This window comes from Thermoanaerobaculum aquaticum, from assembly GCF_000687145.1.
Taxonomy (GTDB): domain Bacteria; phylum Acidobacteriota; class Thermoanaerobaculia; order Thermoanaerobaculales; family Thermoanaerobaculaceae; genus Thermoanaerobaculum; species Thermoanaerobaculum aquaticum.
Map to the genome: position 1 here is coordinate 136,259 of NZ_JMFG01000011.1, position 12,079 is coordinate 148,337.

General features: G+C 63.0%; 10 protein-coding genes. 3 read left to right on the forward strand and 7 right to left on the reverse strand.

Annotated features, from left to right (window positions below; genetic code table 11):
• Window positions 1-55: 55 nt before the first annotated feature.
• Together EG19_RS12465 and EG19_RS05225 are read left to right on the forward strand one after the other, a co-directional pair.
• Window positions 56-3,106, forward strand: a complete 3,051-nt coding sequence (locus EG19_RS12465) for a S8 family peptidase (RefSeq protein WP_053334928.1) — start codon at window positions 56-58, stop codon at window positions 3,104-3,106.
• 11 nt (window positions 3,107-3,117) lie between these two features.
• The gene (locus tag EG19_RS05225; protein ID WP_038048247.1) at window positions 3,118-3,321 is read left to right on the forward strand and encodes a hypothetical protein; all 204 of its coding nucleotides are present in this window, start codon (window positions 3,118-3,120) and stop codon (window positions 3,319-3,321) included.
• Between the two features lie 66 nt (window positions 3,322-3,387).
• Here the strand turns inward: EG19_RS05225 and EG19_RS05230 are convergent, their stop codons facing one another.
• Genes EG19_RS05230 through EG19_RS05240 form a run of 3 tightly spaced genes read right to left on the reverse strand, consistent with a single transcriptional unit; the run spans window position 3,388 to window position 6,704 of the window.
• Window positions 3,388-4,086, reverse strand: coding sequence for an SDR family oxidoreductase (locus EG19_RS05230; protein ID WP_038048249.1), 699 nt, complete (start codon window positions 4,084-4,086; stop codon window positions 3,388-3,390).
• On the reverse strand, window positions 4,083-4,796 hold the full coding sequence (locus EG19_RS05235) for a Crp/Fnr family transcriptional regulator (RefSeq protein WP_038048251.1): 714 nt from the start codon (window positions 4,794-4,796) through the stop codon (window positions 4,083-4,085). Before EG19_RS05235 ends, EG19_RS05230 begins: the two co-directional genes overlap by 4 nt.
• 39 nt (window positions 4,797-4,835) lie before the next feature.
• Window positions 4,836-6,704, reverse strand: coding sequence for an endonuclease/exonuclease/phosphatase family protein (locus EG19_RS05240; protein WP_053334929.1), 1,869 nt, complete (start codon window positions 6,702-6,704; stop codon window positions 4,836-4,838).
• Window positions 6,705-6,740: 36 nt separating this feature from the next.
• On the opposite strand from EG19_RS05240, the gene EG19_RS05245 reads away from it, so the two are divergent.
• The gene (locus tag EG19_RS05245; protein ID WP_038048253.1) at window positions 6,741-7,796 is read left to right on the forward strand and encodes a class I fructose-bisphosphate aldolase; all 1,056 of its coding nucleotides are present in this window, start codon (window positions 6,741-6,743) and stop codon (window positions 7,794-7,796) included.
• Here the strand turns inward: EG19_RS05245 and EG19_RS05250 are convergent.
• The 4 genes from EG19_RS05250 to EG19_RS13635 all read right to left on the reverse strand — a co-directional run.
• Window positions 7,783-9,129, reverse strand: a complete 1,347-nt coding sequence (locus EG19_RS05250; protein ID WP_161685398.1) for an RHS repeat domain-containing protein — start codon at window positions 9,127-9,129, stop codon at window positions 7,783-7,785. The two genes, EG19_RS05245 and EG19_RS05250, sit on opposite strands and share 14 nt — an antisense overlap.
• 769 nt (window positions 9,130-9,898) lie before the next feature.
• A complete protein-coding gene (locus tag EG19_RS12470; protein WP_161685401.1) occupies window positions 9,899-10,801 on the reverse strand; it encodes an RHS repeat domain-containing protein in 903 nt (300 codons plus the stop codon).
• A 256-nt stretch (window positions 10,802-11,057) separates the two neighbouring features.
• Window positions 11,058-11,297, reverse strand: coding sequence for a hypothetical protein (locus tag EG19_RS13380; RefSeq protein WP_152543928.1), 240 nt, complete (start codon window positions 11,295-11,297; stop codon window positions 11,058-11,060).
• Between the two features lie 554 nt (window positions 11,298-11,851).
• Window positions 11,852-12,079: hypothetical protein (locus tag EG19_RS13635; protein WP_038048263.1), on the reverse strand; the 228-nt coding region annotated here is incomplete at its 5' end.

Genomic DNA, 12,079 nt, shown 5'->3' on the forward strand with positions numbered 1-12,079 from the left:
TCCTGATTCTGGCGCAAAGGGCCTCTGCTCTACCACGGGTTACAATCCCTTCCATATGCGTACGCGTTTTTTGCTCGTCCTTTGCCTGATTCCCGTTCTGGCGCAGGCTGCCCAGGTTTTCGTGGAGCTGCAAAACCCTCCCGCCATTGCCTACTGGCATGAGGGGAGAAAAGGCGTGCAAAGCCTGGCCTTAGCCCGCAGCCAGCTGGCCGCCAACCAGCAGGAGCAAGAGGCCTTCTTGGCAGAAGTGAACCGGCGCGGCGTGCAAGCGCAGGAGATTTACCGCGTAAGCCGGCTTTTAAACGGCGTGGCTTTGGAGGTGCCGGATGAAAGCCTGGAGCTCCTTCGGTCCATGCCCCAGGTGAAAGCCCTCCGCCTTCTGCGGCCGAAAAAGCCCCTTTTGGCGACGGCGGGGCCGTTGGTGCGCGCCCCGCAGGTGTGGAGCCAAGCGTACACCGGGCGGGGTGTGCGCGTGGGCATCATTGACACCGGCGTGGATTACCTGCACCGGGACTTTGGGGGGCCCGGGAGCGGGTACAGCAGCAACGACAGCACCAAGCTGGGCGATGCGCCCTTCCCCAACGCCAAGGTGGTAGGCGGCTGGGACTTTGCCGGTGACAACTACGACGCTGGCTCCGACACACCGTCCAAACGCACGCCCAAGCCTGATCCCGACCCCATGGACTGCGGCGGCCACGGCACCCATGTGGCCGGAATCGTCGCGGGCTTTGGCGTCACCAAAGAAGGCGCCACGTTTCCAGGGCCTTTTTCCCTGGCCACTCCCCTGGCCGACCTGGCCGTGGCTCCGGGCGTGGCCCCGGAGGCGCAGATTTACGCCCTCAAGGTGTTCGGCTGTTCCGGCTCCACCGCCCTGGTGGCGCAAGCCTTGGAGTGGGCCGCAGATCCCAACGGCGACGGCAACTTCGCCGATCGCCTGGACATTGTGAACCTGTCACTGGGCTCCGACTGGGGAAGCAACGACGATCCCGACGCGGAAGCGGCCAACAACGCAGCCCGAGCGGGCATCCTGGTGGTGGCTGCCGCGGGAAACTCGGGGGACACCACGTTCATCGTTTCTTCGCCGGCAGCCGCGACGGCGGCTTTGGCGGTGGCGGCAGCGGTGGACAGCGGAGCGGTGGTGGGGGCCTTTGAGGTGCTGGCCCCGCAAAACCTCGCGGGGAGCTACCCAGCAAGCGAAGCCGATTTCGGGCCCGACCTGGCTACGTTGGGGGATCGCCAGGGCCTCCTGGCCCAGCCTCAACCCGGGGAAGAACTGGGGTGCGAGCCCTTTTCCCCCGCTTCCGCTGCCGCCCTTGCGGGGAAAATTGCCCTCATTAACCGCGGGACCTGCACCTTTAAGCGCAAGGTCCTCAACGCTCAAAACGCCGGCGCCATTGGTGTGCTCATCGTCCGCCAGGACGATGGCGACCCCTTCACCATGGGCAACGACACCTCCATCACTGCCTCCATCACGATCCCGGCGCAAATGACCGTGCTTTCGGTGGGCCAACGGCTCCGGGAGTACCTGAGCCAAGGGGTCCAGGTCCGCCTCACCGCCCGCTACCGCAACCAGTTCCTCTACACCAACCGGGCGCGGGAAGACACGGTGGCTTCCTTTTCCTCCCGGGGTCCCCGGGGGGATTTGGTCCTCAAACCCGATCTCACCGCCCCAGGCGAAAGCGTGTTTTCCGCGGCCAACGGCACCGGACGAGAAGGCGTCAGCCTTTCTGGAACCTCCATGGCCACGCCGGTGGTCGCCGGAGCGGCCGCCCTGCTCAAGCAAGCAAGGCCGGAGCTTGCGGCCTGGCAGCTCAAAGCGCTGCTCATGAACGGCGCCGATCCTTGGCTTTTTGGTCGGGAAAAGGGGCAGGAGCCCTACCACCGTGTTTCCCGGGTGGGCGCCGGGCGGGTCAACGTGGAGCGCAGCGTTTCCACGCCCATCCTGCTTTACGCCAGCGAATCCCCGCAAGCCGTTTCGCTTTCCCTGGGGCTTTTGGAAGCAGGGCAAGCCGCCTCCGGCCAAGTCAAGGTGGCCAACCTCACCAACCGCACCGTAAGCCTCAGGTTGGCGGCGCAGCAAACCCAGGCGCTGACCGGGGTTCGGCTTTCGGTGGTGCCAAGCGGGTTGCAGCTTGGGCCAGGGGAAGAGCGGGAGGTCACGGTGCAGGTGGAAACCTGGCAGGATTTGGGGGTGGTGCGGGACGGCACCCAAGCGGCCACCCAGGGGAACTGGCCTCGGTTCTTCCTCACCGAGCTTTCCGCCCACCTTTACGCCTTTGAACAGGACGAGCTGGTTGGGGTTGTGCCCGTCTATGCCGTCTTAAAGCCCGGCGGCAACCTCGTGGCGCAGCCTTCCCGCCTGCAAAACGCCGGCTCTCAGGCAAGCCTCAGCCTCACCGGCGACCCGCAACCGGGCCTCACGCCCCTGGTCGTTCCCCTGGAGCTGGCCTACCAGGCAGCCCCCACCGGCAACCCCCGCCCAGCTCGCCTGATGGCGCTGGGGGTGGCCAGCGACAACAGCTCCAACCCCACAATTACCTTTGGCGTTAAAACCGAAGCCCCCTGGGTTTCCCCCGAGGACGTGAAGGTTCAGGTGTTTTTGGATACCAACCAGGACGGCACCGCCGATTTCAAGCTGGAAAACCGGCGAGCGGTGGACGACACGGACGGCTTTTCCGTGCGGGTGTGCCCGTTGCCCGCCGGCGCCTGCCAAGACGTAGCCCCCTTAGGGGGGCTCTCCCCGGAAGGGGTGCACATCCCGGCGTTTGCCTCCAGCGTCATGGTTTTGGCGGTTCCGGGGAGCGAGGTGGGGCTTTCCCCTGGAAGCAACTTCCAGTTTTGGGCTGTGACCAGCGATTCCTTTGGGGAAGCCACCCGCACGCCGGTAATCCCGGCGCGGGTGGGGGGAAATGCGGTGAGCTTTCCCGGTATTACCGGCGTGGCCGCGCTGCCGGCGGCCCCGGGGCAGGTGTTGTCGCTTTCCTTGAGCTCCAACACCGCGGCACGGGTGCTCTTGCTCTTCCCCCACAACCGCAGTAGCCTGCAAATGCAAGTGGTGCCTGTGGGCAAAGGCCAGCCGGCGCGGCATCTCTCCCGCCGGCAGTAAAGGAGGTGGCCATGGCTTCCAAAAGCCCTGCAGCTCTGCTATTTGCGGTGGGCTTGCTGTTGGCCCTGTTGGCCGCTTTTGCCGATCCCCTGGGCCTTGGCGGCGCCCCCGGCTTCGGCTGGAAGCAGGGGTTGGGTGTGGCCGTAGGGCTAGCCCTAGCGGTCGTAGGCTGGCGGGTCAAAGGGCGGGCCAACTCCAGCCAGGCACAGCAATGATTGGGTCCCGGGGCCGGGATTCCCAAAAGCGCAGCCCCTGACCCCCAGCGCAGGTGCTGTCAGCGATTACCTCTTTTGAGGCTGGCTGGGACGCAGCTCGATGAGCGACGGGAGGGCGCGGGGTGGGAAGCGCAGGAGGTCCAGCACCGCTTGCGCCACGTCTTCGGGGGCCAGCTTCCAGGAGGCACCGGTGGGGTTGCCGGCAAAGGTGGTGTCCACCGAGCCGGGAAGGATCGCCGCCACCCGCACCCCCAGCTGCCGCACCTCCTGCATGAGGCATTCGGAAAAAGCCACAAGCCCCGCCTTGCTGGCGCAGTACGCCGCACCGCCGGCAAAGGGGTGGCGGGCCGCCAGGGAAGCCACCTGAATGACCCAACCCTGGCTTTGCAGCAGGTGGGGCAGGGCCGCCCGGGTAAGATAAAAGGCCGCAAAGAGGTTGGTGTGCAGCTGCTCGGTGAACTCCTCCACCGTCATTGCCGCCACCGGCTTGAAAACCCCCACGCCGGCGTTGTGCACCAGCACATCCATCCGCCCACCCCAGGCCACCGCCCGGGCCACCAGCTCCTGACAGCTTTGGGGATCCCGCACATCGCAGGGAACCGCCAGCACCTCACCTGCGGTCGCCAAAGCTTGCTGCGCCGCGCCTAACGCCTGGGAGTCCCGGGCGGCAATCACCACCCGATGCCCTTCCCGCAGCAACCCCAACGCAATGGCCCTGCCAATGCCTTTGCTTCCTCCGGTAACCACCGCAACCGGTGCGCTCATGGCTTCCCCCCTTCCGGCAAATCCTCCGCCACCGCCACCAGGGCGTGAGGGCGGAGGATTACCAGCTTTTGCCGCCCCGCCTTGACGATCCCTTGCCCCTCCCAGTGGGAAAGGATGCGCGACACGGTGTACAGAGTGGTGCCGGTCATGCTGGCCAGGTCCTGGCGGGAAAGCGGCACGTCCAAAAGGATACCTTCCGGCACCTGACGCCCCACCTGCCGGGCCAGGCGCGTGAGGCAGCGGGCCAGGCGCTGCTCCACCCGCTCGGAGGCCAGCTCCAAAAACCGCTGCTGCATGTCCTCCATGTGGGCGGCAATTTGCGCGGTGGCGTTAAGGCTCAAGGCGGGGAAGCGACGGCAAAGCTCCCGCAGGCTCTCCGCGGGCCACAGCACCACCCCCCCTTCCTCCACCGCCACGGCCGTAACCGGGTAGCGATGGCCTGGTGTCACCGCCACCGCCGCCACCACCTGCGGTGGGTTCACAAACCGCACCACCACCTGGTGGCCGAAGCTGTCCTCCTGCACCAGCTTGAGCCTGCCCGCCGCCACCACGTAAAGGGCGGCCGCCGGTTCCCCCTGGCGAAACAACACCTGGCCCCGGCGGAGCTTGCGGAACACCGCTTGCTTGAGGATTTCCTCCTGGACCGAAGGCTCTAGACCGGTGAGCAGAGGCGAACCTTGGGCCACGGAACGCCAGGGCGGTTGCGACATGGTCTCATGGTAGCAGCTCAGACACGGCGGGGCTTTTGCTCAGTGAGCCCGCAGCAGCCGCCGGGGTGAGCGGGGAAGTTGCAGGTAAAGCACGAGCGGGTCGTGGTCCGAAAGGCGGTAGGGCGCCGTCTGGTTGCGGGTCACCTCGGGAAAATCCGCCGCCAGCCGCGGGCGGAAGAGCCTCCAGCCCCAGCCAAGGAGCCCCTGGCTTATTAAAACGTGGTCCAGCGCCTGGGCGCTGCCGTCGTAAACGTAGCTGTAGCGCTGTCCCGGCGCTTCTCGCTGGGTGAGCACCACCAGATCCTGCTCCACCAGGTCCTGGGTAGGCACCACCACCGCTTCCGCAGGAGCAGGGGTCCCCGCCACGGTGCCCACCACGTCCACCACGCCATCGCTGAACTCGAAGGCGTTAAAGTCCCCGAGCACGACGAGGGGCCTTGTGGGGTTTTGCCTTTGAAAGCCGTCCACCCAGCGGGCCAGGGCTTCCGCCTGTTGCGCCCGCTTGGCCCGCACCCGCGCCCCTTCGCTGGGCCAGCCGTGGCCAGTGGGGGCGCTGCTTAAAAGGCCGTTCATGGAACGCAGGTGCACGCCGAGAACCGCAAAAGGCCGAAGCGGTTGTCCGGAGAGCTGCAGCTTAAGGCTTAAAAGCAGGGGTGGGCGGTCAAAGAGCGGCTCCTGACTGCCGTCGGGGTTGGCAAGCACGCTTTCGGTCAGTACCGACCTGGTTTCCTCTACCGTGACGTGCATCCCCCGGAGCGAGCGGGCCACCAGCGCTCCCAGACGCAGCCCCCCGGCGTCCCGCTCCGGCGCCAGGATCGCCTGGTAGTTTGGGCTTTCTCCTAATTTTTCCGCGGCAGCTGCCTCCAGGCGGCTGGCCAGGGCCTGCAGGAGCTCCAGGCTTTCCACCTCCTGGAAAACCAGCACGTGGGGGAACCGCAAGAACTCGGCCACAGCGCCGGCGAGCTTAGCAAGCCGCAGCTCCCAAGCTTGCGGGGTGAGAACCGGCTCGGAAACGCCAGGATCATCCTGGGCATCGTAAAACCTCTGGAGGTTCCAGGAGGCTACGGTCAGCTCACCCCACGCGGGAGCTGGAGGCGGGGAGGGCTCGGGGGGTTGCTGGAGCACGCTCCAGACCGGTTCCGGGCACAAGGTGTACCGGCGCCAAGTAAAGCTTAAAGGACCCACCAGGTCGCCCACCAGCGAACCCGCCGATACGTTCAGCTGCTGACCCGCCTGCAGGCAGGTGGTGTCTATCCGGAGAATTTCCGGGTTGCCGTCAAAGCGGGGTGGGCTACCTGCAGGCAGCGGATCAAAGGGGGGAAAGCCGGGCTCCCGGAACGGGCGGGGAACCCCTTCCAGCACCCCAAAAAACACGCCGGTGCTGGTGGCCGTGGCTTCGGTTTCCTGTACCTTGCCTAAGGTAGGCCCCACCACCTTAAGGGAAGCTACCGCCACCCGCATCCCCTCGAACCTCTCCAGCTGATCCAAACCTCCCTCGGGGCGCAGCGCCTCCTGCGAAAGCACCACCGGTTCTGGCAGCGGCTGCTGCCGGCCCAAGCGGACAAGCTGGGGGTCCACCAGCTCCGTGAGAGGGGGGCTTGCGGGATCACCGGAAGGCACGTACTCCCGGACCTTCCCGCTCACCTGCACCAGCTCTCCCACAGAGAGTGAAGGGGCAGGGCTTCCCGTGTACACAAAAAGCCCTTCGGAGGTGGCCGGGTCCCCGTCGGGGTGAGGATCCTGCACGAAAAACCCGGAGGTGGTCACGCCGGTGACCACCCCCTCCACCGTCACCACCTGCCCTTCCAAGGGGGACCGCAAGCCGGGCCCCTGCACTTGAGACACGGGCAAAACGTCCGCGCCCAAGCGGGAAACCCAGAGGCCGAGCAGGATAAGCGCCCGCAGCACCGCTTTGCTACAATCCTCCCGCCACGGGAGGTTACCATGATTGAAAGGATCCGAGAGCTTCTGGGTGCCGATGCCGGCCTTTTGGACTACACCTGCACGGGCATCCCCAAAGACATGCTGCACCTGCCGGGGCCCGATTTCTTGGACCGGGTGGTGGCCGCCTCCGACCGCTCGCCTGCGGTACTGCGCAACTTGAGCTTGGTGTTCAACACCGGCCGTTTGGCAGGCACCGGCTACCTTTCCATCCTGCCGGTGGACCAGGGCGTGGAGCACTCAGGAGCCGCTTCCTTTGCACCAAATCCCATGTACTTTGATCCGGAAAATATCGTGCGCTTGGCTTACGAGGGCGGCTGTAACGCTGTGGCTTCCACCCTCGGGGTTCTGGGGGCCGTTGCCCGCAAATGGGCCCATAAGATCCCGTTCATCGTCAAGCTCAACCACAACGAGCTCTTAACCTACCCCAACATTTACGACCAAACCCCCTTTGCCAGCGTGGAGCAAGCCTTTGACCTGGGCGCGGTGGGAGTGGGCGCCACGATTTACTTTGGCGCCCCGGAAAGCCGGCGGCAAATCCAGGAAGTGAGCGAAGCCTTTGCCCGCGCCCATGAGCTGGGCATGTTCACGGTCCTGTGGTGCTACCTGCGCAACAACGCCTTCAAGAAGGAAGGCACCGACTACCACTCGGCGGCCGACCTCACCGGTCAGGCCAACCACCTGGGCGTCACCATCGAGGCGGACATCGTCAAGCAAAAGCAGCCGGAGGTGGACGGCGGCTATCCCGCCCTGGATTTCAAAAACAAACCCAAAGCTGAGGCCTACGGCAAGCTGGTGCCTCCTCACCCCATCGAGTGGACCCGCTGGCAGGTGGCCAACTGCTACATGGGGCGGGTGGGGCTCATCAACTCCGGGGGTGAATCCAAGGGCGCTTCGGACCTGGCGCAAGCGGTGCGCACGGCGGTCATCAACAAGCGCGCCGGCGGCATGGGGCTCATTTCCGGCCGCAAGGCCTTCCAGAAACCCATGGACGAGGGCATCGCGCTCCTTAACGCCATCCAGGACGTGTACCTCTGCCCCGAGGTCACCATCGCTTAGCCCCGGCCCCAGAACCCCGAGCCCTGGCGGCAAAAGCCGCGTGGCTAGGGCGGCAAAAAGCGGGTTTGGAGCCGCCGGCGGAGTCTATGTTGGCCCGGAGACCCGTAGCGCTCGGCCAAGCCGGGTCATGGGCAAGGCCCCGGGGCGACCCAGCGCCCTCGGGCCGGGATGGTTCTGCCAGCGTTCCTTTGGCCATGGCCCTCCGGCCAGTGGTCTGCCCCGAAGCATCCGGGGTAAACGTCTGCCAGCTGCCGTTTTTCGCCATCGCCGTGAGAAATCCAAAGGCGTTGTACGTTGCCTGAAAGCTTTGTCCACCAACATTGGCCTGCACCAACCGCAAAACACCGTCGTACACAAAGCGGTCCGTACCCATGGCCTTGATGTTGCCCGCACCGTCAAAAGCGTAGGTGCCGGTTTGCCAAAGCACACTGCCCGCGCTGCTTTGCACCTGGATGTTCGCAGGCCTTGGCATGCGGTTTAGATCGGGTAAAACAACGTCGTTCGTGCCGTTGCTCCGGCTGCGCTTGGCCACCATGCCGTTGGGGTGGTACACCATGCTGGCATAGGTTTGGCCGCCTTCCCGCACCGCCGTCAAAAACCCAAAGCTGTAGTCGTAGCTCAGGGTCCGTGAGGGTAAGCCCGCCTTCGTGGGGTACGTCTGCCATGAAAGCTCCCAGAGGTCGTTCCAACCAAAGTTTTGGGTAAAGGTCCCTACGTACCCCCCCACCACGCCCAATGTGGTGGTCTTCTGGGAAATCTTCCCGCCGGTCCCGCTGTAGGCGAAGGTCTCCACCACCTGGAAGTTGGCCGAAGCGTTGGCCGGGTCATAGTAGTTGTTAGCCACCGCTTGGACGAGCTTGCCTTTCTGCATGTCCGAACCCACGTTGGCGGTGCCATAGGTAAAGCTTTTCAGCACCCGACCTGTGGCTGTTTCCGTAACTTGAATGGGCCGCGCGGCTTTGTCGTAGGCAAAACTCAAATCGTTGGGGCCATCAATGACGCGCCCTGGATTGCCCAGCGCATCAAAGCTCTGGTACCAAACCCAACCGTTCCCAGAAGCACCCTTCTCCGGAAGCCGTTCCGCGGTCATGAACCCCCTTCCATCGTAGCTCCATTGCCGGGTTTGGCTCACGCCCCCCGAGGAGGTGGTGGCACTGGCCAATTTGCCCAATACGTTGTACGTGTACGTGGTAGCCACCCTCGCCCCGGAGGGCCCGGAGGGTTCATCCACCTTCACGAGCCTGCCCTGTCGGTCGTACTCCTCAACGGTGCTCACCGGCGATTCCGCAGAAAGAGAAGTGGCCACCGACACCGTCCGTGTAGTCACCCGCACGCCCGTGTAGGCGAAGGTCGTGATCTTCCCGTCGGCCGCTTGCACACGCAAAGGCCGGCCAAAGGGATCGTACTCCTCCCACCGCGTCCCCGAAGTGATGGCTTCCCCGTCACGGTGCCATCCTTAGGCAAAGGGCCATTATCCCGTGAGCACCGACACACAGGCTGTCGTCGGGAAAAACGCTTGACTAGCTAGCCTTCTAGGTCGCGTTTATCTTCCTCCTCGTCCGGGCGCCAAATTGGCCGAATTAGAACGACCCATAGGGAGCCTAGAAACATTCCAAGCACCAAAAGGGCGCCAGCCAATCTTTCAAAGGTCCAAATCCCATCAGCAGGGTACTGTCGCAATACTAGGTAAAAAAGCGCCGGTCCGAAAAATACAAGGGAAAGCTTTGTCCGGTTAACGTCATCGATTTTCACCAGGCGCGATATTCCGAAGATCCCCGAGAACAACAGAGTGCAGAACCATGACCAATTCGTAAGCAAATAACTAAACCTGCGGAGCAACGCATTGGGCTCGGTGTAGGCACAGTGTTGAAGCCGAACGTAGAGCGGCAGGCTCAGGAAAAAAGCCAGAAAACAACACGCAGCAAGGAAGATCAATCCTCTAAGCTGCCTTGAGTTCCCGCTCTTCCTGCTCACGGCCAAAAGCCCTCCCTCCCAGTGGGTAACGGTTACCGTTGCTGATCCCCAGTTTTCAAGTTCGTTTCACTGGTCACCTTCACCAAATGCTTGGTAAGCTCCTCTTCGTCCTTCCGCAGCTCTTCGATTTACTCAACTTTGGATTTAAGCTGCCCTGACGATTGCTCCAACGTGGGCCCAAGATCATCAAACACCTCCTTGACACCACTCACGATCGTCTCTAAAGAGGATCCAGTGACAATACCCGCAGTCGCCGCGCTTGCACCTTGACCATACTGAGCACTAACCGCCGTCTCTACGCCTTTCCCAGCAGCCCCTGAAAAACCTAACACTATTAGCGCCCTGTCGCTTGCCTCGACAGCCGCAGCTTTGATGGAAGCCCCCTTGTCCCGAGCATCCTTAAAGCTAAAGGCAAACTGCCCCAGGGAAGCCCAAAGCGCTCCGCGTTTGCCAAGCCCGCCTAAAACACCCACAATCATGGGACGATGTATCCCCTTCAAAGCCTCACCCAGCGGCTTCCCGCTGCCGAGCTCCCTGGCAAGGTGGAAACCCGCACCTACGGCGCCTCCAATCGCAGCCGGTGCCCACCAGGCCATGCGCCCATCCGGATCCACCGCGCTGACCGGGTTGTTCCTCACATACGCGTACAAATTCCAGCTTTGCGGATGTGCAGGGTCGAAGTCCCGGCCGGGGTCCACGGAGAGGAAACGGCCGCCAAACGGCGCGTAGTAGCGGGCGTGCATGTAATCAAGGCTGGTTTGGCTGTCCCGCTCATGCCCTGCAAACCGCATCCGCTCAGGCGAAGACGTGGCGGTCATCTCCTCACCAAACGGCCAGTACCGGTGCTCGGAAAGCTTCGCTCCGGAAGCGTTTGTGATCACCCTGGTGCTCCCCAAATGGTCTTTGTGCACGTGCTTGGTCCCGGAGCTGTCAACGGTCGCAATGTGCGTGGCTCCGGCAAAGATGTAGTCCTTCCTCCAGCTCCACACCCCGGAAAGCTCATGCACCTCCCGCAGGATTTCGTTGTTCAACCCCCGCAAGGTGTAGTGAATCCCGGGCTCCGTGGAGTCTACCCACGCCACACGCTCGTCCTTGGCATCGTACCCGTACGTGGCACTCTACCCGCTCATCACCAGCTGCCTCATGCTCCCCGTAGGATACCAGGCAAAGCTCCTCCCTCCCCAGGAAAGCATGGCACCGGCAGCGTCGTACGAAGGCCCAGGAATTCGATTGGCCTGGCCGAAAAGATTAACGGAGGATCACAGGAGCTCTTGACACGGGATTTGTTCAGTAAAATCCAACGGAGACCAAAAACACATCCCGGAAATATGACCCAGCTTCTTGAAGCACCTGCTGAAGCGGAACCGCCACCCGATCAAAGTCGTACGTGGGATTCACGAGGAGATATCTACCATCCTTCTTCTTGAGCATCTCCTTGGAAAGAACTATCCATCCTGTCGCATCGGTAGTGCCTAGCAATTCCTCCTTTCCGTTGTTGGTAAGTAAAACTACCGGAAGGTTCGACACAGGCCGAGGTTCGTCTGGATAATACGGGACGAAGCAGACAGCAACGAACTCCGCTCCTGTGGCCGCCCGATAGCGGATCCACGGATTAGCGGGAGCTGCTGTAAGCGGGAAATAGAAGATCTGATAAGCCTCAGGCTGGCTGCAGCCTTTCCACTTTCGTATGTCACGCTCCGCCGATAACCAAACTACTTCTGAATCCTCAGAGTGGAACAGTAACCAATCTACTCCTTCACCGCAGACCAGGTCTCGCGGAACGGTTCCCCCTTCGAACTTCCCTGAACGCCAACCCCGACGACGATCGAACCACTCCATTGACACGTCGCTTCGGATCCGCCTTTCGGGCTCGCAACGAACCGAAACACCCCTGGTTGTGCACCTCAGAGAATCGAAATGAAAACCAAAGCGTATCTCCGGCCGCAATTGCACTCGCCCTCTTCCGGCCGTGCAGCTACCCCCTAAGGCGAAGATAAACAACAGGAGAGTAAGGGCACCCGGCCGAGAGAGAAAGCCGGTGTTCGAGGCTTTCCAAGGCCCAAGCTCGTAGCGCTGTTTGGTCATTTCTGTTCCTGCCCTGTAAGTGGGTCTGTGGTGCTGTTGAGGTTCACCGCCGGCTGTTTGCCCTGCTGGCGCTCATAAAGCTGCCCCAAGCGCAGAAGCTCCTCCACCAGCTTTTCCGCTTCTGCACGGGACAAATCAGGGCGTTCCTCGGCCAACTCCCTCCCGATCCTTTCCGCCGTTCCATCCTCGTCGGTTTGCTTAATTGCTTCTGTGGGCCTGCCTGC